Source organism: Coleofasciculus sp. E2-BRE-01, assembly GCF_040221695.1.
GTDB lineage: Bacteria > Cyanobacteriota > Cyanobacteriia > Cyanobacteriales > Coleofasciculaceae > Coleofasciculus.
Map to the genome: position 1 here is coordinate 55,954 of NZ_JAVKEA010000204.1, position 23,193 is coordinate 79,146.

Genomic DNA, 23,193 nt, shown 5'->3' on the forward strand with positions numbered 1-23,193 from the left:
TAAAGGGTAAAGGTGCGTTACGCTGCGCTAACGCACCCTACAACGACAAATGACAAATGACGAATGACAAATGACAAATGACAAATTTAACTCGTTTCACTCGATATTATAAAGTGGGTGGGGGTTTAAAGTATAACCATCCTACCTACGTCCAGCGAGCGGCTGATGACCAATTGTATGAAGCGCTGCTAGCGGGAAACTTTTGCTATGTGTTTAACACCAGACAGATGGGGAAATCCAGTTTGCGGTTGCGAACACTTCATCGTCTTAAAGCTAGGGGGTTTCATGGTGCTTCGATTGATTTAACTAATCTGGGTAGTGAGACGATTACGCCTAGTCAGTGGTATCGGGGACTCTTGTATGAATTAGTCGATAAGTTTCCCCAAATCCAAGAATTTAATCTGAAAACTTGGTGGGATGATTATCAGAGTTTATCCCTAATTCAACTATTCAGTCGATTTATTGATACGGTTTTATTGGCTCACATTCCCCAAGGAAATATTGTTATTTGTATTGATGAAATTGATACAGTTTTGGGTTTGAATTTTCCCACGGATGATTTCTTTGCTTTAATTCGATATTTCTATAATCAACGGTCAGAGACTCCTCGGTATCAGCGGCTCACGTTTGCTTTGTTTGGGGTGGCAACACCTTCGGATTTAATTGCGGATAAAAAACGCACACCGTTTAATATTGGCAAAGCTATCGATTTGCGCGGGTTTCAGCTATCCGAGGTGGAACCGTTAGCTGAAGGCTTGAACCCAAAAGCTAAACACCCCATGGGGGTTCTACAACGAATTTTAGACTGGACAGGAGGACAACCGTTTCTCACCCAAAAACTCTGTCAGTTGGTTGTTAAATCTCCTAACATTATTGAGGGGGGTGAAGAAGCAGAAATTATCGATAAATTAGTGTTAGGACGCCTCCTCTCAGATTGGGAATCGAATGATGAACCGGAACATCTCCGCACGATTCGCGATCGCATCCTGGTTAATCCCCAATTAACAAACATACTTTTGGGGATTTACCAGCAATTACTTCAAGGTATTTCTATTCCCAGTGATGACAGTCGGGAGCAGATTGAATTGTTGCTTTCGGGGTTGGTAATTAAGCAGCAAGGCTATTTACGGATTAATAATGCTATTTATCAAGCTGTCTTTAATCTAAACTGGGTACAAGCACAACTGAGTCAATTGCGTCCCTACTCTCAAGCAATTGAGGCGTGGATAGGGAGCCATCAACAGGATACTTCACGACTGTTGCGGGGACAAGCGTTACAAGATGCGCTGCTGTGGTCTCAGGGAAAGCGTTTAAGTGATGTAGATTATCAATTTTTGGCAGCGAGTCAAGATGCAGAACGCCAAGAGATTGAACGAGTCTTACAGGTACAAAAAGAACGAGAACAATATTTTAGAACGATCGCCGATGCCATACCACAAATCGTGTGGATTATTGAAGCCGATGGTAAATTATCCTATATTAATCAACGGGGATTGGATTATTTAGATTGTACCCTAGAGCAGGTGAAAGACTGGGAACGCATTGCTTTTATCCATCCAGAGGAGCAAGCGCGATCGCAAGATGCTTGGCAACACTGTTTTCAAACCGGAGAACCCTATCAGGTGGAACTTCGCCTCAAAGATGGTCAAGGGAACTACCGTTGGTTTTTGCAACGGGCAACTCCGCTGCGGAGTCCCGATGGGGAAGTTTTAAAATGGTTTGGCAGCAGTACCGACTTAGATGAAATTAAGCGCATTGAAGAGGCAAAACGACTCAAAGAAGTGGAAGCGCGACTGGTTGAAGAACACAAACGCTTGCTGCAAGAACATAAAACCACCCAACTGCAACGGGGTTTATTGGCAACGGTGACTGTGGCGTTTGTGGTAGCCAGTGGGTTGGGATTGTTCACCCGGTTTCAGAAGCGTCAACTCGCGGTGAGGGAGGTGGAAGCGTTGACAATTTCTGCTCAAGCCTTATTTGCCTCAGATAATCATTTAGGGGCATTATTCACCGCAATTAAAGCATGGCAGCGATCGCAAAATCTAGCAGTTGTCACTCCAGAGTTACAAGCTCAAACCGAGCAAATCCTGCGCCGCAGTGTCTTTCAAGCAGATGAATCCAATCAACTGTTAGCCCATAAAAATGCTGTCCAAACCGTTGCCATCAGTCCTGATGGTCAACTTATTGCCACTGGGGGTCAAGATAAAATGATTAAACTCTGGCGTCGAGATGGCAAGCTTCTAGGAAGTTGGAGGGGACATGAGGATATCGTCACTGCTGTTGAGTTTACTCCTGATGGTCAACGACTCGTTTCTGCCAGTTGGGATCAGACGATTAAGCTGTGGAATTTAGAGGGCACAGTGTTACAGACAATCCAGGGACATCAGGATTTAATCCGGTCGATTGCTATTAGTCCAAATGGTCAACACCTTGTCTCAGGGAGTGAAGATGGCACCGTCAAGCTTTGGCGGTTGGATGGTACACTGCTAAACACCTTCATCGGGCATGAGGATGCAGTATGGTCGGTGACGTTTAGCCCCGATGGGCAGATGTTGGCGTCTAGCGGTTTCGATAATACAATCAAGCTGTGGAGTTTGGAGGGAACCCTACTAAAAACCCTCAAAGCAGCTAATTACCGAGATCAGTCCTCGGAATTGGATCGCATTGTCAGTCTTGTCTTCAGTCCTGATGGTCAACGGTTAGCGGCGGGAACCTGGTATGACACGATTCACATTTGGCAGAGTGATGGGACATTGGTACAAACTCTCAAAGGACATGAGAGTACCGTTATCGATTTAGTCTTTAGTCCCGATGGGCAAACTCTAGCCTCCGCGAGTTGGGATGACACCATCAAACTCTGGTCGGCGGAGGGTACTCTGCTGCAAACCATTCAGGTAAATCAAGAAGGGATTTGGCAGATCACCTTTAGCCCGGATGGTCAAACCTTGATATCATCCGGTGTCAATGGGACAATGCGTCTGTGGCGGTTTAACCCGCCTAGTTTAACCCGACTCAGAGGTCATTCCAGTTCAGTTTGGGGAATTGATTTCTTCCCCGACAGTCAGAAATTAGTGTCCGCTAGCACTGATACGACGCTCAAGTTTTGGCAACCTGATGGCACGCCCATTAAAACTCTGGAAGGACATCTCAATCAACTGTGGGGGCTTGATGTCAGTCCTGATGGTCGCTTGATTGCCTCAGCCGGAGAGGATACAACGGTTAGACTATGGCAGGCAGAGGGTTCACCCCTGAGAACCCTCAAGGGACATCAAGATACAGTGTTTGAGGTGAGGTTCAGCCCGGATGGTGAGTTGATTGCTTCAGCCAGTTGGGACAAGACGATTAAACTCTGGCGGATTGATGGCACATTATTAACCACCTTGCTGGGACATAAGCATGAGGTGAACACGGTGGCTTTCAGTCCGGATGGTCAACTCCTCGCCTCTGGCAGTTCCGATGCAACCCTTAAACTTTGGCAACGAGATAGTTCTGGAGGATTTGCTTCTCAACCAATACAAACATTGACGGAACATGATGATCAAGTGTGGGATATTGCCTTCAGTCCCAATGGTCAGCAGTTTGCCTCAGCCAGTGCCGATCGCACGATTAAACTATGGACAAGAGACGGGCAGTTACTTAAAACCTTAGCAGGACATCGCGATCGCGTCCAAAGTGTTACCTATAGCCCCGATGGTCAATTTCTCGCTTCAGCCAGTTGGGATCACACGGTTAAACTGTGGCGCAGTGATGGCACGTTAATCACCACATTACCCGGTCATCAGGATCGTGTCTTTGATGTTGCTTTTAGTCCCGATGGTCAAACTCTTGCATCTGCCAGTTTAGATAATACGGTGATTCTCTGGAAGTTGGATCAGGTGGTGGATGTCAACCCTGTTCTCCAACAGGGTTGTGACTGGATACGGGATTATATTAAGACCAGCCCGGAAGTTGAAGAACGCGATCGCTACTTGTGCGATGATTGATTGTTGACCAATTGGTGTAGGGGCGACCCGCTATGGTTTCGAGTGGGACAATCAAGCCGAAGACTTGATGGTCTGAAGGGGTGACAAACTAAGTCAAAGGTAGGCAGGGTATGGGGTATGGGGTGTGGGGTGTGGGGTAAATCGGTAAGGAACACAAAAGCCCATAAGAGGAGATAGGGTAAGGAGCAAGCGCTCTTTCTGGCGAGGCAACGCCGTCAACCAGAAGGACTTCAGGGTCAAAATGAATAAGCAATAGAGTTTTTGGTGACTCCCTGAGTAAAGTTCAACACCGAGCGGAGTCGAGCGGAGTCGAGCGGAGTCGAAGCGTCAATTTTTCCCTACACCCTACACCCTACACCCTACACCCTACACCCTACACCCAGTAGTACCTTCAAGTTCCTTGTCACCCCCTCAGGGTTTACGGTTTAGGCTGGGCTTCCCATTCCAACGTGATTTCCAGATTCGCTTTACCCGATCCTTTGACAATCACTGCCGTTAATTGTCCCGCCTCGATCGCCATTTCCATGCCAAATTTTACCGTCGCCTTCCTCGGTCTGGCTTTTTTCAGGGGTGCGGCGACCATCTGTACTACCCCCTCGATCGCATCAGCAACAGGCTGAAACTGCTTGGCATCAAAACTGACATCCTCTCGCCCCGTGGTTGTCACCTCAAATTTCGCGATCGCCCCATTGGGAAGCTCAACGGGAACGGTGTCACTGCGGGATTCGGCAAAAGTCATTTCATTCTCCTCAATGGGAAATGTAAGGGCTAAGGTTCCCTGACTACAAACTTGCTTGTTATCCCTATCTTAAGATGAATGGCACGCTCCTCGTCTTCTGGTGGGCAATGCCCACCCTACAGCATATCTGACTACAAACTTGTTCTCTTTATCTTAAGCTGTTCGGCAGATAAACCTTAAGATCAAGAATTGTGGAATCCTGGTAGTGCGAGCATCTTGCTCGCTACCAAGCATCTTGCTCGCTACTCATACTATAAAATTGCAACAGTAGACTTGAAACAGTCATCACTTGGGTGATATGGCAACTCTGACTCAGATTCGGGTACGAACATCGCCTGATCAAATTCCTCAATGGCAATCAGCAACATGGGATGATTATGTGGCGTGCTGCGTGGATGCTGAACAGTCCCAGGTTGACTATTTTAGAATCTTTTTTAATCAGGGCTATCTCTTTGTTGACATGGGCTGGGAAGGTATTAATCACGCCAGATTTCGCGAACTCCTGACAATGTTAATTGCCTTCTGGTTTAGTCGTCAGCCAGAACAAACATTCGATTGTTTGGGGGGATGTATTCTCGAAAAACCAAAACAACGGGCGGCGTCTCCCGATCAGGTGGTGTATATTGGTGCAGAATCTCCTCGTTGGCAAGTGGGAGAACCGCGACGAATTAATTTAAGACAGTGGCGAGTTCCTGATTTAGTCTGGGAAGTGGGAGATACAACTTTAGCAACGGATTTGGATGAAAAAAAGCAAATTTATGCCAACTTAGAAATTCCCGAATATTGGGTGATTGATGTGTCAGCCGCTAGGGTGATAGCATTTTGTCTGCAAGCTGATGGTCGATATCAACAGAGTGAAGTCTCTAGGGCATTGGATGGGTTAGCGATCGCGTTAGTTGAACAAACCTTTGCCCGTCTTGAACAGGAAACCAACGGCGCGGCGGCTGTTTGGTTCGCCCAGCAGATTGCTAATCTTTAGAACACCTGTTCCCTACATGAAGGGGAGGGCGGGTTTTGTTTTTCTGTTATTGGTAAATAGCGGAATTTAGTCCCTAAACCCGCCCCTACAATTGTCCTTAAACCCGCCCCTACAGACTCATTTCATCTCAATAGTCCCTTAATTTCTCGCCAAATTTGTGACTGATTAGATTGAACTCTGGGATGAGTTAAAACACCCTGACTGGGACTAAACAAAAATGCCAGCATAAAAAATCCAAAGGTGACTAATACAATAGCCGGACCCGATGGCAAATTGAAAAAATAGCTCAAATACATCCCACTAATACTGGCAACAACGCCAATTCCTGACCCTAACAGCATCATCTGGTGCAACCTTGTCACCAATAAATACGCCGTCGCCCCTGGGGTAATTAGCATGGCTAAGACTAAAATCACGCCAACCGCTTTGAGACTGGCGACGATGGTTAAAGCAATTAAAATCATTAAGCCAAAGTTGAGTAAATTTGTCGGTAATCCTGCTGCTTTTGCCCCTACAGGATCAAAGGTATAATACATTAATTCTTTATACAGCAACAGAACAATGGCGAGGACAATGGCGGTAATTATGGCTGTATTGATCACTTCCTCCCCGGTAACGCTGAGGATATTGCCAAATAAAAAGTGATTTAGGTCAATCTTATTGTCTTTTTGAATAACCGTAATTAAGGTAATACCAAGGGCAAAGAAGGCGGAAAAGACAATCCCCATCGCCGCATCTTCTTTAATCTGCGATCGCGTTCTGATCCAGGTAATTACAATGGTACTGACAATACCTGCCAAAAACGCCCCCAGAAAGATATCCACACCCACGATATAAGCGATCGCTAATCCGGGTAATACGGAATGACTAATCGCATCACCGAGTAAGGCGAGGCGTTGTACCATCAGGTAGCTTCCCACTGAAGCGCAGACGATTCCCACTAAGACGGCTGTCATTAGCGATCGCTGCATAAAACTGTATTGCAAGGGTTCAATTAAAAGGTCAAGCATAATTCGTCATTTGTCATTTGTTATTTGTTATTTGTTATTTGTTATTTGTTGAATATCTCAAACGTTAGCCAGGGCGGGTTTTGTAGAAACGTTAATAAAAACAATCAATTTTAATCCCTAAACCCGCCCCTACACAATTCAAACATTAAGCTGCATCTGAGAAAAATACGACTTGACCTCCATACGCTCGTTGTATGTTATTTGCCTGCATGACTTGTGGGCGGGAACCTGAGGCGATTAATTCCCGATTCAATAAAATTAAATCATCAAAATTGGTAATGGCTTCCCCTAAATCATGGTGAACCACTAACACGGTTTTCCCGGAATCGGCTAATTCGTGGAGAATCTCAAATATAATGGCTTCGGTTTTTTTATCAATTCCCGCCATGGGTTCATCAAAGCAGAAAATATCTGCTTCTTCAGCTAATGCTTTGGCGAGAAAAACGCGCTGCTGTTGTCCCCCCGATAATTGCCCAATCGGGCGATCGCGAAATTCACTCATCCCCACCCGCCCTAACGATTGGGCGGCGATGCGTCGGGATACGGTGGAGAAACGCCGAAACCATCCCGTCTTGCGTATCCGCCCCATTAATACCACATCCCACACGGTTGCAGGGTATGTCCAATCAATCTGCGATCGCTGGGGTACATAGGCGATCCTGTTTAACTGATCCATCATCGGTTTCCCCTGATACATCGCCGTACCACAGCTTGTCTGCACTAACCCCAGCATCGCTTTCATCAGCGTACTTTTCCCCGCGCCATTGGGACCAATAATTCCCGTCAGTCGCCCCGGTTGAATCTGACAGGTGATATCCTTGAGCGCCTCCACAAAGCGATACTGTACGCTAAGGTGTCCAATCCTTATGGGTTCTTGGTGGGTAATGGTAGGGCTTTGGGGGTTGGAGTCGTTTCTTTTAAAGATAAGCGTTGACATGATTAAACCGGGCAGATTGGGGAAAATGAAACAATTATGAGAATATTGTACATTTAAAAATGAAAACAATATGAAAACCACTATATAAACTTGATGATCGGAATAACTCACTCGCAGGGTAGAACTCAGTTACAACAGGAGTGTACAGGTGTAGGGGCGGGTTTGACTGATAAGGCTACCCAACACACCAATACCTTGACTAAACCCGCCCTGTTTGGGGGAAAGGGTAGAATTAATTTCCCGAAAATTTCCCGATGGAAGGTTCTAGCTGGGGTGATGCTGGGACTTTGGCTGAGTGGCTGTGAGGCGACAAATCCGAATCTCTCAGGAACCGATGCAGAGGATAAACCCAACGTTGTCGCTACCAGTACCATTATTGCCGACTGGACCGAACAAGTGGGGGGAGATGAGATCGAGTTAACCGGAATCCTGGAACCTGGTGCTGATCCACACGTTTACGAACCCGTACCTGCTGATACCATTGCTTTAGAACAAGCCGATTTGATTCTCTACAACGGGTATAACTTAGAACCTGCACTGATTAAACTGATGCAGTCGGCGGGGGTAAATGCCAAAACCTTTGCTGTTGGCGAAGTTGTCACCTCCTTAGACTTTGAATATCAAGGAGAAACCGAACCCGATCCTCATGTTTGGGGAGATGCAGAGCATGGGATTAAAATGGTCAATGCCATACGCGATCGCTTAATTGAACTTTCACCAGAAGACGAAGACGAATTTACCGCTAACGCCGCCAAACTCACGGCGGAATTAGAACAGGTTGATACCTGGATTACTCAGCAAATTCAAACCATCCCCGCGAATCAGCGTAAACTCGTCACCACCCATGATGCCTTTCAATATTATGCTCAAGCTTATGGATTAGAAGTGATTGGCACACTAATCGGAATTAGCACCGAAGAACAACCCAGCGCCCAAACTGTGAAAACCCTATCCGATGCAGTGGAAGAAGCCGGAGTTCCTGCTATTTTTGCCGAAACCACGATTAACCCGGCTTTAATTGAAACGGTTGCGGAAGAAGCGGGGGTTAAATTAGCACCATCCGAACTCTATTCTGATTCCCTAGGCGCACCCGGAAGTGAAGCGGATACTTATGTGAAAATGTTGATTACTAATACCCGTACTATTGTCGAAGCGTTAGGGGGCGATTATCAAGCATTTTTAAACGGGGGCAATTAATGTTAACGGTGGATATCGTCTTATGTCTTATGTCTTATGTAGGGGCGGGTTTAGACACTAAACTTGCTTTTCATTAATAACTGAACAACAAAACCCGCCCTACCTCACCAATAACTGAATAACAAAATTTGACCGGATAAACTGTTCGGCATTTAAACCTTAATGTCAATAATGGCGAAATCTTTGTAGTGCGAGCATCTTGCTCGCTACCCATTCCCAATTTAAATGCGTGACAGCTTAATCCTCTCCTCAGCTTCCCCAGCTTACTGCATCATCCATACCAAAAACCCCAAAATTGGCTCCACAGGTGGCAGAGGATAATCAATTAAATCAATGGTTACGGTTTGTTCTTCTAGCTTCAGAAATCGCCATTGAGTGCCACTACTAACTGCCCCATAAATCGTGTAAATAGGTGTTTGTTTTGCCTGATTAAATTTCTGTGCTGCCACCATTTCGGCAATACATTGCCCAAATCCTGTTCTCAAATCTGCTTTTTTTGCCTCGATAATAATCACGACTGGCGCTTCAATTTCTAAAAGTTCCTCGGAACGACTCAAGAGAAAATCACACCGTCCATTGAGTCCAAGTGACTCATCAACGGTGAAATCCTCTCCCGAAAATAAGCTGACCCGTCGTTGCAGGATGCGCCGAACTTCCAGCAAAACTGGGTAAATAATGCCTTCCGAACGCGCTTTTTCACTAGCTGATGCTGCTAAAGGTAAACTTTCTTCTAAAAAGGATATCAGGGTTGGGGACGGTTGAATGGGTTCAATATCTGGTAAAAAGTGAATCCCTTCGGCTGTGGTTAAATTAAACGCTTCTTTGACTTTACCAATCGTAGTAAATTGACTGTAGGGCATAGCTGAATAGTTATAAGGACAGGTTTTGTTGTTCAGCTATTGGTGAGGAGGGCGGGTTTTATTGTTCATTTATTGGTGGGGAGGGCGGGTTTTGTTGTTCCGTTATCGGTGGGGAGGGCGGGTTTTGTTGTTCCGTTATCGGTGAGGAGGGCGGGTTTTGTTGTTCATTTATCGATGGGGAGGGCGGGTTTTGTTGTTCCGTTATCGGTGGGGAGGGCGGGTTTTGTTGTTCCGTTATCGGTGGGGAGGGCGGGTTTTGTTGTTCCGTTATCGGTGGGGAGCTGAATTGAGTCCCTAAACCCGCCCCTACAATTGTCCCTAAACCCGCCTCTACAATTGTCCCTAAACCCGCCCCTACAAATGACAAATGACAAATGACAAATGACAAATGACAAATGACAAATGACAATTTAACGCCGTCTTCTTCCCATCGAACGCCGACGGCTGCCAAAACTGCTACCAAAACGACTGGAACGATTCATCCGTGTCGAACTAGATTTATTAGAACGGCGCAAATTACTAGATCCAAAACCTGAACCTGTCGCCCGATTAGCTTTTTGGCTATTTTTGCGAGCCGTTGATGATGAATTAGAGGAACGTCTTAATTGACCTGTACTGCGGAACGTTTGACGATTCTTTACCGCAGGTGGCGGTTGATTATGACGGGTTTGATATCGGTCTACCGCTTGGGAGTAAGTGCTTCCATATCCACCATATCCGGTCATAATTCCACCATGGTAAACCGGGGGTACATAATAGCTGGGTCGAAATAATAAACTCCCTAAAGCTTGACCCGCCATAGCACCTGCAAATGGTGTCCAGAAATTGGATTCCCGCCGCACGATTACCGTTTCCGGTTGACCTGTTTGCGGATTTGTTTGGGTTTCGGTAACGTTATGCACATATTCAATCCGAAAGTTTTCACTTAAGTGCATATCGGCTTGACCATTTTCGATTTGCAAGTATGTCTTTTCACCCGCTGATAGTTCCTCATCCGTAAGACGGGCTAATCGCAAATCTGGACTACGCAAGACAGGGGGTGTACCGGCTGGTGTATTCAGCAACATCAGGCTATATTCACCACTAACATCATCGTAAGTGGCTTGTTGCACCGGATATTTCCCATCAGGGAACTGCTGGGAATTTGAGGTAACATTGACCGTCTGATTTGGGCTTTGGGCGACAGAAGGCGAACCACACGCTAGGGTGGTTAGACACAATGCCAAAGACATGAAAAGGATAAGAAATTTTCGCAGCATATCAGAAAATTATTGAATTGAACGATTCATTGGGTATTCAACTTATCCCATGCCTTGCTAAAATAGCACAATGCAACAGATTACAGGGACAACCAAACTCTTAGGCGTAATTGGTCATCCGGTGGAGCATTCTCTATCACCAATTATGCACAATCGCGCGATCGCACAGTTGGGTGTGGATTATGTCTATCTCCCTCTCCCCGTCAAACCGGAGGATTTAGCTGTCGCCGTGGCGGGGTTTGCGGCGATAGGATTGCAAGGCTTTAATATCACGATTCCCCATAAGCAAGCCATTATCCCCCTCTTAGCCGAGGTATCCGATATCGCCCAACTGGTGGGTGCCGTGAACACCGTTTGGCGTACCGATAAAGGCTGGAGTGGGACAAATACCGATGTCTTAGGGTTTATCGCACCCTTAAACCAATATCGGCGAGATTGGCATCAAACCAAGGCGGTAGTATTAGGCTATGGTGGTGCAGCACGCGCCGTTGTCGTGGGTTGTATGCAATTAGGGTGTCCTGAGATTTGGGTTGTCGGTCGCAATCCCTATAAACTAAGTCAGTTCCAGCAAAGTTGGGCAAATACTCCCTTATCTCCAATTCTCCAAGCCTATCCCTGGGAAGAACTCCCCCAATTACTACAACAAGCCGATTTACTCGTAAATACCACACCTGTCGGGATGCATCCTCATGTCGATCAATCCCCTGTCGATGAACAGACAATGCAAGGATTACCCAAAGGTGCGATCGCCTATGACTTAATCTACACCCCCAATCCTACAAAATTCCTGCAACAAGCCAAACACCAAGGCGCGACTCCCATTGACGGCTTAGAAATGTTAGTCCAACAAGGTGCAGCCGCCTTAGAAATTTGGTTAGGACAAACACCACCCGTTGAAATCATGCGAGAATCCTTACAACAAAAATTAGGCTTGTAAGTTTGCTCGTAGTTGCGCTTTAGCGCCTCAAATGTTCGCATCGTTTACGACAAACGCCTAAAATAATACCAAGTAAGGGTAGCACCACTGCCTTCATCAACATAGTGAATCCGATGTCCTTCAATCTCAAGAAAGCGAGACGTGAACGGAAATTGGCGGCGGTCAAGCCACGGGGGATGACGGTTGTCAAGGGGAATCGTTTCAGGAGATTGGGTTGGTGACGCTTTTGTCATGATCGATTAATCAAAAGCTTGACCTTTTCAGCGACAACTGATGCGCCAGCTTGTTTTTCCGGGTGGCGAGTATACCAATAAGCCCAAGCAATTAACACGGCTTGAAAGGGTAGCCGAATCCAATAAAACAATTGACTGTGGGGAATGCCTTCAATCTTGATATTGTTCAGTGTCATGTAGATATTGGCAGGAAACACCGCAATAAACAGAGCAATCAGTCCCCAGGCGGCGGCGACGCTGACAAATGGAATCATTAAACCAATACCGCCGAGAATCTCGAAGAAACCGCTCACATAGACAGACGTCAAGGGGGGAAAGGGTGGCGGAACGATGCGGGCATATTGTTCTGGTTTCAAGAAATGGGTGATACCGACGATGATGATACACACCGCAAGAACACCCCGAAGGATTTCTTTACGGCGATAACTGTTGTCAGGTGATTGAGACATAAGGAATAGAGGAAACTCACGATCACAGGATAGAGGCTGAGTCGCGATCGTGCGTCTATCCCTAGTTAGCTCTTAAACTGCTCGATAACCCCTGAACTGGGATTTAGTATTACATTTCATCATCTTAACTGTTCTAATTTAATCATTTCTCATTTATTTGTCGGGGTAGGTTTTCCCATTATCTGGTTTTGAAAGCCCCCAATTGAATAAACCAACCCTGAACATAGGTGCATAGAATAGGAGTTAATATTGATAATCTTTGCCGGATTTTTAATTTAATTGTTCATACTGCAAATATTCCAGCATCAGTAAGCGCAAGTAATCCAACATTCTAATATAACCCTTCATTTGCTCATACTTGCCATTACTGACAAAGTAAAACTGGACGATAACAGGTATCCTAAAAACTCGCATTTCTCGCAATTGCTCAATTGCCTTGGTTTCATTTACAATCCACCCTTGCACCTGAATTTGATTGGCATAGCCCCGGAGAGTGACCGTTAACAGTTCAACTTCCTCTAACAGAGAAAACTCTTCATTAGATGGACGAAAATTATCCACAATTTCTTTTCGTTCTCTTTGAGTATTCTGATAGGACGTTGTTTGTAGTGAGAACTTTAGTTCTCTCTCCGCCTAGCTGGAGAGGGCTAAAGCCCCTACTACGAACCCAACCTATTCCACCATTTTAACTGTGTCAGTCCACTGCGGTCTAAGAATACCGGATTTGCAGCAGTAGTCTATCTGCTTTAACTGGAGAAATGACTCGGTGAATGCAGGAAGGATCTTGCACAAAACCAAATCCACTTTCTCCTTCAATGATCAGTTGATTGTCTTGCCCGTAATAATTAAGCACCGCCTTGTCCGACTGGCGACCCGCAGAAAAAGTCATGTAAAGTGGCTTTTTCTTATGAGAGCCTTTGAACATAACGTGAGCGCCAGAATCAGCCTTCACATCGGTGATATAAAAATAGGCTGTCATGAAGTTGTACCCAGCGATATCATAGTGAAAATTTGTGGGTGGATAACTCTGTCTAATTTCCAACTCGGACAGATCTGAAACTAAACTCCAAGTCAGATGCTGGGTAATTTGGTTGGGCCAATACCCCAGATAGTTCTTAACGATTTGCAACAGCAGCGGATCTTGGGTAATTTTTTGAATGGCTTCACAATCCATTACATCACGCACCAAGGCACGCAGCACTGGATGCTCACCTCGCCTTCGACCCTTTCTAATTACCTCTTCGATGAAAAACTCGTCGTCAGACTCAGGTTCAATACAAGGTGTTTTTATGGCATATTGATAGATTTCTTTTACCATTGACGGCGATAAATGCAGACCAAATCCTACTCCTTCATGACGGAGTTGTTGGACACATTTATCTAGGGAAAAACCGTCAAACATTGAATCAGAAGCAATCTTCAGGCGTTTTTTATAGAAATCGGGATTTAGGCGCTGTCGCCTAGCTTGGAGAAGACTATATATTCTCCGACAGATGAGGAAACGACCAAACCGCTGCGTGAAGTCTCCTTGGGTTAACCGCTTTATCGGGTTTGATGCTGAACTTAAGCGTCCCTTTGAACGTTCTAATGTGGCACTTTTCATGACAATTCTCAAGACACTTGGGTACATCTACTACTCTCATCATTACTTTTGGAGATCAGGAGTGTCACACTCAGTTTGAGATCAGTAATTTACGCCGCGAAACTGATCCGTTATTTCTTTTAGAGAGAATTGTACAGGCGATATCCAAGAGGGTGGCGGAATAGATTTGACGGTTCAATCGAAGCTAAAACAAGCCAAGAACTCAAGTTCTTGGCTTATAGCTAAAGTCCATTAAAATGGACTAATACCAAATCCGGGTTAGCTATCCCTGTTATAACCTAGTCCGCGCAGGCGGACTACCCTTCGGGAAGGCTTCGCCTATGTTTGTGTAGCAGCGATTTCAATCGCCTCCTCTTGCATGGGGTGATCTTTGCCTACCTATTGATTAGGTTTTCGACCTCCAAAAATCGCAAAGTTAAGATAGCGCCAGTGACAGCCAACATCTTCAAATCCTGCTTGCTTTAGCCATTTTAACTGGTCTTCAACGGATGCCGGAATATCTTCTGCTAGATAGTTAGTGAACCAGTAATTGCTATCTTCTCCCTGAGACTCAATATACTGACACCAAAGCTGATGATGCTGCTGGGTTAGATTTGGGGTGGAACTGATAACAATATCGCGATTGAGGAAAATTCCACCGGAATTAATCCCCTGAAATAGCCGATTGAATAACTTCTGTTTCCCTGGATGATCTAAATGGTGAATTGCCAATCCAGATATAATTAGATCGTAGCCTGACCCAATATCATCACTGGCAAAATTACCCTGTTGAAGGGTTACGCGATCGCGAAACGCTGACAAGTTCCTCTGACAGGTTTCTAGCATACTCTCTGCCAGATCGAATACTGTCACATTTGCTGAGGGAAACGCCTGGAGAATCAGAGAAGACAACACTCCTGTCCCTGCACCTAAATCGAGAACATTCAAGGGACGCTGACGGTCAAACGGAATTAGATCGAGCAGCAGTCTATTTTGTTGATGATAGTGAGGAATCAGTTTAGGAATTAGACTGTCATATACTATGGCTGTATTTTCAAAACTTTGGCGAATTTGATCAGTATTCATTAATTTTTACCCCAATTATAATTAAATCTGAACCCGATGTAACCTAAACCGAATACTTTTGTGAAAACGATGATACCTGGGCTTCTAACTCATCGCACGCTTCACGCACCAACCGCAACCCTTCTTCCTTTTCTAATTTAGCGCCTGCGGGAACAAACTCTTGTAAAATTTCCGCCTCTGTCGTTTGATATTCACCCCAATCTGATTTCAACTTTTCTAGGTAATTAATTCCTTCACTGCCATCTTGAATCGCAAACTCTAAAATAGAATCCAGATAAGCCGTAACCTTAGAACTCTTCACTCCTTCCGTTACGGCAGCAAATAATAATTCACCATTGAGATAGTCAAAATCTGGTACAATTAGCCAATCATCGCGTAACTCAAAGGTCTGAGCGCCTTGAGCAGGTCTAACGGTTATTCCTTCCTGTCTAACTCGCCGAGCTGCATTGTAAACTAATCTCATAATCGTGAAAATTACGTCCGGATAATTACTATCAATTCCCCGTAATTCCACCGTTCCCAACGCATTAAGTCGCACCGGATTCCAACCCGATTTCAGTAAATTGCCGCCGCCTTCAGTAAACAACTTTCGCTCAACTCTAGCATTATCCATCGCGGTTAGCCATGCATAATAGCGTTCAAATTGCAACTCCACTAACTGTTCCACAGAATCGGCATAGGGCATTAAACCGCCAACAGATTGTAAGTGAGTGTAAACCCCTTCCCAGCCAAATCGGTCACTCCCGCGATAGCGGACAATGTGATAGGCAAGCCCCGTAGCTTCTCCTTCATAAAAGGGACAGGCGCGTCCTAAGGCGATGAGGGCAGAATCTAAGGCTGTGGCTAAATTATAAATATTAATGAGTTCTTCGCGTTCGGCGGCGCTGCTGTTGTAAGAAACACCAACGCGGGAATCAATTACTCCTGGTGGTACTTCTAAATGGATATGAGTACCCGTACATTTACCCGCATTCAAAAATCGGTCGTAGCCAACGGTGCGAACTTGGACATGATAGCTTAATTTATCCCGAATGACGGGAATTAAATGTAAGGGATAGCTGGATAGGGGATAAAGCCGCAAATCCATCTTTTTCCCCACCTGTAATCCGAGTTGTAAGTTTTTAAGATAGGCTGTGGCTAATTCGGTGGGAGTATGGGCGGGAGGGGTATTAATTTCGATCATTCCCTTCACCCATTCCGGCATAAAGTAATTGGGATTTAAACCAATGGATTCGGCTTCTTGGCGACAATTTTGTAAGAATTCATCGGCACGATTGGAAAATTTGCCCCTTTCTTCTACGAGGAAAAATTCTTGTTCTAAACCGATGCGACGTTTACCTAGTTTCATAGTGTTAACGGTTGTTTGGTATTATAGCGGTTTCCAGTCAGATCCCCGACTTCTCTAAGAAGTCGAGGATATTGGGTATCGGTACATTATGTTATCATCAATGGCGAAACGATATATCCTAAACCCGCCCCTACTTTCCTCAGAATCAAACCTCCACCACGGCTTGCTGATACACCTGTTGTGTTACTTTAACTAACCGTTTCATGGCGGTTTCTAATTCGCGATCGCTAGCCGTTAAACTAATCCGAATACACTGATGCTGGTGTTCCCAGGTGTCCCGTAATCCGGGGAAGAAGGTGTTTCCAGGAACGGCGATTACTCCCACCTGCTTTAACTTTTGATACAAGTCCCAATCGGTTATCGGTAAATCCTTGAACCACAACCAGGCAAAAATAGCGCCTTCACCCCGATGTAAAAACCACGGTAAATCTTTTGGCATAAATTGGTTTAGCGCTGTTTCTAATACGGTAAACTTGTGCTGATAATAGGGACGAATTACATTAACAGAAATCTCAGCCAATGCGCCAGAATTAATCGCCTGTGCAGCAATGGCTTGTCCGTAGCGGGAGGAATGGATACAGAGATTCGTCTGGAACGATTGCAAAATCTCAATCATATCCGGATCACCAATAGCAACGCCAATCCGTTCTCCGGGTAGTCCGGCTTTGGATAAACTCAGGCAATGGATAATATTATCACCAAAAATTGGCGTCATTTCGGTAAAGTTTAATGCCGGAAATGGGGGTGCATAGGCGGAGTCAATGAACACTGGCACATGATTAGGTGCGGCGAGTTCGGCAATTTTTCGCACTTCATTATCGGTGAGAACATTTCCTGTAGGATTACAGGGGCGCGAAAATATTACACAGCCTGTATTTTGGTTGATTTTCAATTGACTGAAGTCGGGACGATATTTGTAGCGATGCGCCGCTTCGTCAATCTCTAGGCTGGGTTTGTAGGCGATTAGTGCTTCTGGGGTTAAGCTGACGCCACCATACCCGGTATAATCGGGACTCAGAGGGAGAACGATTTGTTTTAACTCACCCGCTTGGGTATAGCCGCCAAAGACATTCGCGCCGTAGAAGTAAATGGATTGAGAACCGGGAGTAATTAAGATATTCCGTTCAGTTAGTCTCAAGCCATAACGCTGATTAAAATCTTTTGCGATCGCGTCAATCAAGGGCTGGTATCCTTGAGATGACCCATAACGGCAAACTACCTCTCCGTAGTCAGGACTTGCCAAGAGTTGGGCGGTACAGTCTCGCCACAGTTGTTCCACCTCTGGCAAAATTACCGGATTTCCCGCACTAAGGTTAATGAACTCCTGTCCCTGACCTAATCGTAACGTTTCAATAATATCCTTCATAATAGCCCGGACGCCCGTCAGGTTGGACATCTGAGTACCGAATTGAGTGAGAGACGGTTCCATCATGCGCGATCGCTCTTATCACAGAGGTTAACTTACTTTGCCGCGAATTGAGTCAAATTTGCTGATTCGCTGGGGACTGTACTTATTTAACCGCAAATTTCCCCACCCGACTCCCCCAATTCCCTCTGCTTTTCTCAACTGGAGAGCGTACTATAGGTAAGGTAAACGCATAGACTGGGAGAACAACCACGGTTTACACACGCCCCCTAGCTCGACTGATCGAGCAACTACAACGCTTACCTGGAGTGGGTCCCAAAACCGCTCAACGATTGGCATTACATATTATTAAGCGCTCAGAGGATGAAGTCAAAGCCCTGGCGCAAGCTTTAATTGAGGCGAAAAAGCAGGTTGGCTTGTGTCAGGTTTGCTTTCACCTGTCGGCTGAATCGGTTTGTGATATCTGTCGTAACCCGAATCGGGATAAAACAACGCTTTGTGTGGTGGCGGATTCCCGTGATGTGATTGCGTTGGAGAAAACACGGGAGTATCGGGGGAATTATCATGTTCTCGGTGGAGTGATTTCTCCGATGGATGGAATTGGACCCGAACAATTGCATGTTGAACAACTGGTGCGCCGCGTTAGCCAGCAGAAGATTCAAGAGGTGATTTTAGCGATTGGTCCGAGTGTGGAAGGGGAGACGACGACGCTGTATGTTGGTCAACTATTGAAACCATTTACGAAGGTGACTCGAATTGCTTTTGGTTTACCCATGGGTGGGGATTTAGAATATGCGGATGAGGTGACATTAGCACGGGCGTTGGAAGGGCGGCGAGAGTTGGATTAGTTATTTGTCATTCGTCATTTGTCATTTGTCATTCGTTAAGAAATAGGATATTCAGAATTTATATCATGTTCGTCTAATGTCAATTCTCCATGAAGCTAGATTAGGGCACGATGGTATCGTGCCCCTACCACAATCGACGGGATAATTGATTGGGTAGGGGCACGGCATTGCCGTGCCCTATGTATAGCGAAACTCCTTTCATTCTGCCCTTTGTATGCCAAGATCCTTCATCGAGTCACTTCGATATAAATATGCTCTAAGCGTACAGGTTGGCGAGTAATTGAATCTAGGGAAATGCCCTCAAATTGAGCAATTATTTCTTTTAAATCCAACGCTTCGGGTAACCAAAAAGCTAAATCATTCCCGTAGCGCCGATGGGTGAAACCGAGTTCTGTCGCCCGCGCGATCGCACGTTCTTCTTCTTGGGTTTGGATGATCACAATTTCTTGGGCGGGAATCCGTTGGCGCAGGCTGTCTAAACTCCCCTCGGCGACAATTTGTCCCCCTTTGAGAATGCCAATCCGCTGACACAGGCGTTCGGCTTCGTCTAGTAAGTGAGTGGTTAATAAAATTGTTAATCCTTGACGTTGAAGACGGCGAATTAAATCCCAAATTTCATATCGGGCTTCGATATCTAAACCCGTTGTGGGTTCGTCTAAAATGACCAGTTTCGGCTGATGAACCAGGGCGACGGCTATATTTAAGCGTCGCTGCATTCCCCCACTTAAGGTTTCAACGGGACACCTACCGCGATCGCAGAGGTTAACGGCGTCTAAACAGGTGTGGACGTGTTGTTGTCGTTGTCGTTTACTTAAGCCATAGATGCGGGCGAAAAAATGCAGGTTTTCGGCACAGGTTAAGGTTTTATAGAGTAAGTTTTCCTGGGGGGCAATTCCGATTAGGGTTTTGGTGGCGTCGGAGACGGGTTTGTGATTAATTGTGATTGTGCCACTGTCGGCTTTGAGTAAGTTACAGATAGTATTAATTGTGGTTGTTTTTCCGGCACCATTGGGTCCAAGTAATCCGTAAATTTCTCCGGGGGGAATATGTAGGGTGAGATTTTGCAGAACCTGGCGATCGCCGTAGGATTTACAGAGGTTTTCAATATGCAGCACAATGACTAATACATAAAATAGGACAATTTTATGAGTTTCTGACACGGACTAATTGAAAGTTCAAAAATCCCAAATGGGAGGTTGCCAAAATTGTCAAAGGCTAAAGCCCTTACTACAAACCTACTCCCCTCTACCCTGGTGGGAGAGGGGCTGGGGGTGAGGGGGTTTTAGGCTTAAGTTTACACGGGCGCACGTCTGTGCGCCCCTACGAAGATTTATCTGATATCATAGCCTTCGCTCAACTCTCAGCATCCGCTGATAAGATAACCATCCGGCTACCACCATAATTAAGGCAAATACCGCCAAAAACCAAAAATGTTCCCGAATATCGGCTAATCCCGCGCCATTTGCCCAAACCGCCAGCAGCGCTTCGTTGATATGGTAAATCGGGTTAAATTGGGCGATGTCTAGCAAGGTGTCGGGGAACAGGGATGTGGGTAAAAATGCGCCTCCTAAAATTAACAGAGGTACGCCAAACGCCGCAACCAAGGCGTTTACATCCTCCGTGCGACGGGCAAACTGGGTACCAAGGATGAATCCCACTCCCACGTAAGCCATGATACTCTGTAGAATGATCAAGATGCCTAAAACTAGAGACCCCTGAAACTTAGCACCCCAACATGCTGCGATCGCATAAACCAAAACCGCTTGAACCCCAGCAATGGCGCTATGGGCGCAAAAAATACCTAGAAAATAGGATATGCCACTTAAGGGTGAGATGAACAGACGTTTAAGGGTTTGCTGTTCTCGTTCCCCTACCACTGTGGCTACCGTACCCCCCAGACAGCTAAAAAATAAAGCAGCACCTGCCAATGTCGAGGGGGCGGCATTTTCAAAGGCTTGCGCCATCGACAATTGGGCGCGTTCTGCCAAAATATAACCGTTGAGTAATAATACCGAAATGGGGAAAATTCCCCAAAAGACCAAACTGCGGCGTCTTCGCCCCAGTTCGATTAAAATGCGCTGGGCGACAGCTACGGTTTCATGCCAATAGTTCATTTAAATTTTCTGTAGGGGCGGGTTTCATTATTATTGTTTCTTGTCTTACCTAGATGCAACTCGCGCCCGCCCCATTCCCTGTTCCCTGTTCCCTGTTCCCTGTTCCCTAAACAATGACCAATGACAAATTAAACAGATTCTACCTTTCCCGACGCACCGCCCTGAAACTGATTGGCGTCGCTGGGGTGGGGGGTGTAATCGGATATTCTCGCTGGGCGAAACCTCAACCCACGATTATTCAACCAGATACCCTAAATTTGCCCCGAACCCTGACTCAGCCGAAATCGGTGGTGGTTGTGGGTGCGGGATTGGCGGGGCTTAGTTGTGCCTATGAGTTGAGTCAACGTGGCTTTGATGTCACACTATTAGACCGATCGCCTCAACTCGGCGGTAAGATTGCTAGTTGGCAAATTCAGGTGGGCGATCACTCTCTGCGGATGGAACATGGGTTCCATGGCTTTTTCCCGCATTATTATAATTTGAATCGGTTGGTGGCTGAGTTGGAGATTCAGGATCACTTCCGTTCCCTGGAATTTTACTCGGTGGTTTTCCGGGATAATCAGTATCAGCCGGAAGTCTTTCGCCCTAGTCGTTCTGCCTTTCCCTGGAATGTGGTAGATTTAGCGATCGCGTCTTCAAATCGCTGGCGTTGGGGGATTAATCTGACCAAGCTGAAACATTGGCAGGTGTTTCGGGAAATTGGCGGTTTCCAAATCCCCGATAGTTTCCAGCGTTTGGATCAGTTATCGGTTGCGGATTGGGTAAAAGGTGAGTTTCCCCAAGGACTTTATGATCTGTATTTTTTACCCTTTGCTAAATCCAGTCTGAATGCGCCGGATGTGTTGAGTGTGGGCGAATTAATGCAGTTTTTCCACTTTTATTTTTTTGGCAATCCCGAAGGATTGGCGTTTAATGGGACGCGCCAGGATATGGGTAGGAGTTTGGTGGAACCGATTGCCCAGGCGATTCAAAATCGGCAGGGAAAGATTGTTACGGAAGCCACGGTGAGTCAGATTCAGTGGCAAGATAGGCAGATTCATTCGATTAGTTATCAACAGGGAAATCCTCAACCCTCGGTGCCGTTTTGGGTGAAGCGGAATCACAGGATGGACACTGATGAATCTGATCAGACTGTGGATTATTACGGGGCTGGGGATGCGATGTTTGCCCTGTTTCCAGAGGAGAATCAAGCGATTTCTCTAACTTGTACCCATCAAGGCTGTACGGTACAACGCCAAGGGGATGGTCAGTTTATTTGTCCCTGTCATGGGGCGGTTTATAATTCCCAAGGGCAGGTGATAGCCGGACCCGCGAAACGGGATTTACCTCGGTTTAACCTGATGCAACGCCAGGAGGATGAAGTGCAACTGGTGGGAATTTCCAGTCCAGATTCGCCCCAGGTAGCCACAGAAACGATTCAAGCCGATTATTATGTCTTTGCCACTGATGTTCCCGGTGTCCAACATTTGTTTAAATTGGCAGAAGGGGAGGTGAATTCCCAAGTATTAACTCAGGTGGAACAATTAGCCGTGGCTGATCCTTTTGCCGTTGCCCGATTTTGGTTTGATCGGGATTTTGCTTGGGAACATAGTAATTTTACCTCCCTATCTGGCTATCGTCTCACTGATAGTATTACTTTGTATCATCGCATCCAAGATGATTATATTCAGTGGCATGAAAAGACGGGGGGAAGTGTGGTAGAGTTACACGCTTACTGTTATAAAGAAGACGAGTTTCCCAATCAGCAGGTTTTGTTAACTACCTTTGAACAGGAACTCTATGAAATTGTCCCAGAATTACAAACGGCGACGATGTTACACCGAGAGTTAGTGAATCAGAAAAACTTCTCCGGTTATCCGCCAGGGAGTTATCAGGAACGCCCCGAAAGTGATTCTGGAGTGGCGAATCTATTTTTTGCTGGAGACTGGGTAAAAATGCCCTTTCCCTGTGGGTTAATGGAACGGGCGGTGAGTAGTGGATTCCTGGCGGCTAATGAGATTATACACCGGGAAGGATTGCAACAACGATCGCTGTTATCGGTGAATCCAGAAGGGATTTTTTCGATATGATTTGTTATTCGTCATTCGTCATTTGTCATTTGTCATTTGTCATTCGTCAGAAACCCTTGATACACCACCAGCCTTAAACAGGAATTTCGCCAACAGTACAGATAATTGTAGGGGCGGGTTTAGGGATTCAATCCTGAATATTACCGATAACATATCAACAAAACCCGCCCTAACTTTCCTAAACCCAATCCCCTATC

Annotated in this window: 20 protein-coding genes and 2 pseudogenes; 6 read left to right on the top strand and 16 right to left on the bottom strand. The window is 45.8% G+C overall.

Annotation, left to right across the window (positions count from 1 at the left end; all coding sequences use genetic code 11):
- Positions 1–77: 77 nt before the first annotated feature.
- Positions 78–3,983 (top strand): WD40 domain-containing protein, encoded by a 3,906-nt coding sequence (locus RIG66_RS26730; RefSeq protein ID WP_446382036.1) that lies wholly within the window; start codon positions 78–80, stop codon positions 3,981–3,983.
- 418 nt (positions 3,984–4,401) lie between these two features.
- Here RIG66_RS26730 and RIG66_RS26735 read toward each other — a convergent pair whose 3' ends face one another.
- Complete coding sequence (locus tag RIG66_RS26735; protein ID WP_446382038.1) at positions 4,402–4,722, bottom strand: CU044_2847 family protein; 321 nt, start codon at positions 4,720–4,722, stop codon at positions 4,402–4,404.
- 298 nt (positions 4,723–5,020) lie between these two features.
- Here RIG66_RS26735 and RIG66_RS26740 point away from each other — a divergent pair.
- Positions 5,021–5,599 (top strand): annotated as a pseudogene (locus RIG66_RS26740) (Uma2 family endonuclease); the annotation flags it as partial.
- 15 nt (positions 5,600–5,614) lie between these two features.
- Here the strand turns inward: RIG66_RS26740 and RIG66_RS26745 are convergent.
- The 3 genes from RIG66_RS26745 to RIG66_RS26755 all read right to left on the bottom strand — a co-directional run bounded on the left by RIG66_RS26745 (position 5,615) and on the right by RIG66_RS26755 (position 7,648).
- A complete protein-coding gene (locus tag RIG66_RS26745; protein WP_446382086.1) occupies positions 5,615–5,695 on the bottom strand; it encodes a hypothetical protein in 81 nt (26 codons plus the stop codon).
- 128 nt (positions 5,696–5,823) lie between these two features.
- Complete coding sequence (locus tag RIG66_RS26750; RefSeq protein WP_006100597.1) at positions 5,824–6,711, bottom strand: metal ABC transporter permease; 888 nt, start codon at positions 6,709–6,711, stop codon at positions 5,824–5,826.
- A gap of 145 nt (positions 6,712–6,856) precedes the next feature.
- Positions 6,857–7,648, bottom strand: coding sequence for a metal ABC transporter ATP-binding protein (locus tag RIG66_RS26755; RefSeq protein ID WP_446382040.1), 792 nt, complete (start codon positions 7,646–7,648; stop codon positions 6,857–6,859).
- A gap of 93 nt (positions 7,649–7,741) precedes the next feature.
- Between RIG66_RS26755 and RIG66_RS26760 the strand changes: the two genes are divergently transcribed.
- Positions 7,742–8,845: a metal ABC transporter substrate-binding protein gene (locus RIG66_RS26760; RefSeq protein ID WP_446382042.1), complete on the top strand. Its 1,104-nt coding sequence runs from the start codon at positions 7,742–7,744 to the stop codon at positions 8,843–8,845.
- 263 nt (positions 8,846–9,108) lie between these two features.
- Here RIG66_RS26760 and RIG66_RS26765 read toward each other — a convergent pair whose 3' ends face one another.
- From RIG66_RS26765 to RIG66_RS26775, 3 genes are read right to left on the bottom strand one after another with little or no spacing between them, the layout of a single operon-like run.
- On the bottom strand, positions 9,109–9,705 hold the full coding sequence (locus RIG66_RS26765; protein ID WP_446382044.1) for a hypothetical protein: 597 nt from the start codon (positions 9,703–9,705) through the stop codon (positions 9,109–9,111).
- A 58-nt stretch (positions 9,706–9,763) separates the two neighbouring features.
- Positions 9,764–10,114 (bottom strand): hypothetical protein, encoded by a 351-nt coding sequence (locus RIG66_RS26770; RefSeq protein ID WP_446382046.1) that lies wholly within the window; start codon positions 10,112–10,114, stop codon positions 9,764–9,766.
- A gap of 1 nt (position 10,115) precedes the next feature.
- On the bottom strand, positions 10,116–10,964 hold the full coding sequence (locus RIG66_RS26775; RefSeq protein WP_446382048.1) for a hypothetical protein: 849 nt from the start codon (positions 10,962–10,964) through the stop codon (positions 10,116–10,118).
- Between the two features lie 70 nt (positions 10,965–11,034).
- On the opposite strand from RIG66_RS26775, the gene RIG66_RS26780 reads away from it, so the two are divergent.
- Positions 11,035–11,901: a shikimate dehydrogenase gene (locus tag RIG66_RS26780; RefSeq protein ID WP_446382050.1), complete on the top strand. Its 867-nt coding sequence runs from the start codon at positions 11,035–11,037 to the stop codon at positions 11,899–11,901.
- 44 nt (positions 11,902–11,945) lie between these two features.
- On the opposite strand, the gene RIG66_RS26785 is transcribed toward RIG66_RS26780, so the two are convergent.
- The 7 genes from RIG66_RS26785 to RIG66_RS26815 all read right to left on the bottom strand — a co-directional run bounded on the left by RIG66_RS26785 (position 11,946) and on the right by RIG66_RS26815 (position 18,028).
- Positions 11,946–12,134, bottom strand: a complete 189-nt coding sequence (locus tag RIG66_RS26785; RefSeq protein ID WP_446382052.1) for a hypothetical protein — start codon at positions 12,132–12,134, stop codon at positions 11,946–11,948.
- Complete coding sequence (locus RIG66_RS26790; protein ID WP_446382054.1) at positions 12,131–12,583, bottom strand: DoxX family protein; 453 nt, start codon at positions 12,581–12,583, stop codon at positions 12,131–12,133. Before RIG66_RS26790 ends, RIG66_RS26785 begins: the two co-directional genes overlap by 4 nt.
- Positions 12,584–12,853: 270 nt before the next feature.
- On the bottom strand, positions 12,854–13,144 hold the full coding sequence (locus tag RIG66_RS26795; protein WP_446382056.1) for a hypothetical protein: 291 nt from the start codon (positions 13,142–13,144) through the stop codon (positions 12,854–12,856).
- A gap of 148 nt (positions 13,145–13,292) precedes the next feature.
- On the bottom strand, positions 13,293–14,186 hold the full coding sequence (locus tag RIG66_RS26800) for a hypothetical protein (RefSeq protein ID WP_446382058.1): 894 nt from the start codon (positions 14,184–14,186) through the stop codon (positions 13,293–13,295).
- A 378-nt stretch (positions 14,187–14,564) separates the two neighbouring features.
- Complete coding sequence (locus RIG66_RS26805) at positions 14,565–15,251, bottom strand: class I SAM-dependent methyltransferase (protein WP_446382060.1); 687 nt, start codon at positions 15,249–15,251, stop codon at positions 14,565–14,567.
- Positions 15,252–15,294: 43 nt separating this feature from the next.
- A complete protein-coding gene (locus RIG66_RS26810) occupies positions 15,295–16,599 on the bottom strand; it encodes a glutamate-cysteine ligase family protein (protein WP_446382062.1) in 1,305 nt (434 codons plus the stop codon).
- Between the two features lie 145 nt (positions 16,600–16,744).
- Positions 16,745–18,028 (bottom strand): valine--pyruvate transaminase, encoded by a 1,284-nt coding sequence (locus tag RIG66_RS26815; protein WP_446382088.1) that lies wholly within the window; start codon positions 18,026–18,028, stop codon positions 16,745–16,747.
- A gap of 191 nt (positions 18,029–18,219) precedes the next feature.
- Here RIG66_RS26815 and recR point away from each other — a divergent pair.
- Positions 18,220–18,813, top strand: a pseudogene (recR, locus tag RIG66_RS26820) (recombination mediator RecR); the annotation flags it as partial.
- 227 nt (positions 18,814–19,040) lie between these two features.
- Here the strand turns inward: recR and RIG66_RS26825 are convergent.
- Together RIG66_RS26825 and RIG66_RS26830 are read right to left on the bottom strand one after the other, a co-directional pair.
- A complete protein-coding gene (locus tag RIG66_RS26825; protein ID WP_446382090.1) occupies positions 19,041–19,928 on the bottom strand; it encodes an ABC transporter ATP-binding protein in 888 nt (295 codons plus the stop codon).
- Between the two features lie 225 nt (positions 19,929–20,153).
- Positions 20,154–20,927 carry an ABC transporter permease gene (locus RIG66_RS26830; protein WP_446382064.1) on the bottom strand — a complete coding sequence of 258 codons (774 nt, stop codon included), beginning with the start codon at positions 20,925–20,927 and terminating at the stop codon, positions 20,154–20,156.
- A gap of 113 nt (positions 20,928–21,040) precedes the next feature.
- Between RIG66_RS26830 and RIG66_RS26835 the strand changes: the two genes are divergently transcribed.
- Complete coding sequence (locus tag RIG66_RS26835; protein WP_446382066.1) at positions 21,041–22,996, top strand: FAD-dependent oxidoreductase; 1,956 nt, start codon at positions 21,041–21,043, stop codon at positions 22,994–22,996.
- Positions 22,997–23,193 lie beyond the last annotated feature (197 nt).

What these genes read in the sequence shown, in the direction of transcription:
- RIG66_RS26750 (WP_006100597.1), bottom strand. Translation starts at nt 6,711, where the DNA reads ATGCTTGACCTTTTAATTGAACCCTTGCAATACAGTTTTATGCAGCGA.
- RIG66_RS26790 (WP_446382054.1), bottom strand. Translation starts at nt 12,583, where the DNA reads ATGTCTCAATCACCTGACAACAGTTATCGCCGTAAAGAAATCCTTCGG.
- RIG66_RS26830 (WP_446382064.1), bottom strand. Translation starts at nt 20,927, where the DNA reads ATGAACTATTGGCATGAAACCGTAGCTGTCGCCCAGCGCATTTTAATC.
- RIG66_RS26800 (WP_446382058.1), bottom strand. Translation starts at nt 14,186, where the DNA reads ATGAAAAGTGCCACATTAGAACGTTCAAAGGGACGCTTAAGTTCAGCA.
- RIG66_RS26730 (WP_446382036.1), top strand. Translation starts at nt 78, where the DNA reads ATGACAAATTTAACTCGTTTCACTCGATATTATAAAGTGGGTGGGGGT.
- RIG66_RS26775 (WP_446382048.1), bottom strand. Translation starts at nt 10,964, where the DNA reads ATGCTGCGAAAATTTCTTATCCTTTTCATGTCTTTGGCATTGTGTCTA.
- RIG66_RS26810 (WP_446382062.1), bottom strand. Translation starts at nt 16,599, where the DNA reads ATGAAACTAGGTAAACGTCGCATCGGTTTAGAACAAGAATTTTTCCTC.
- RIG66_RS26805 (WP_446382060.1), bottom strand. Translation starts at nt 15,251, where the DNA reads ATGAATACTGATCAAATTCGCCAAAGTTTTGAAAATACAGCCATAGTA.
- RIG66_RS26760 (WP_446382042.1), top strand. Translation starts at nt 7,742, where the DNA reads ATGATCGGAATAACTCACTCGCAGGGTAGAACTCAGTTACAACAGGAG.
- RIG66_RS26780 (WP_446382050.1), top strand. Translation starts at nt 11,035, where the DNA reads ATGCAACAGATTACAGGGACAACCAAACTCTTAGGCGTAATTGGTCAT.
- RIG66_RS26765 (WP_446382044.1), bottom strand. Translation starts at nt 9,705, where the DNA reads ATGCCCTACAGTCAATTTACTACGATTGGTAAAGTCAAAGAAGCGTTT.
- RIG66_RS26835 (WP_446382066.1), top strand. Translation starts at nt 21,041, where the DNA reads ATGACCAATGACAAATTAAACAGATTCTACCTTTCCCGACGCACCGCC.
- RIG66_RS26755 (WP_446382040.1), bottom strand. Translation starts at nt 7,648, where the DNA reads ATGTCAACGCTTATCTTTAAAAGAAACGACTCCAACCCCCAAAGCCCT.
- RIG66_RS26815 (WP_446382088.1), bottom strand. Translation starts at nt 18,028, where the DNA reads ATGGAACCGTCTCTCACTCAATTCGGTACTCAGATGTCCAACCTGACG.
- RIG66_RS26785 (WP_446382052.1), bottom strand. Translation starts at nt 12,134, where the DNA reads ATGACAAAAGCGTCACCAACCCAATCTCCTGAAACGATTCCCCTTGAC.
- RIG66_RS26735 (WP_446382038.1), bottom strand. Translation starts at nt 4,722, where the DNA reads ATGACTTTTGCCGAATCCCGCAGTGACACCGTTCCCGTTGAGCTTCCC.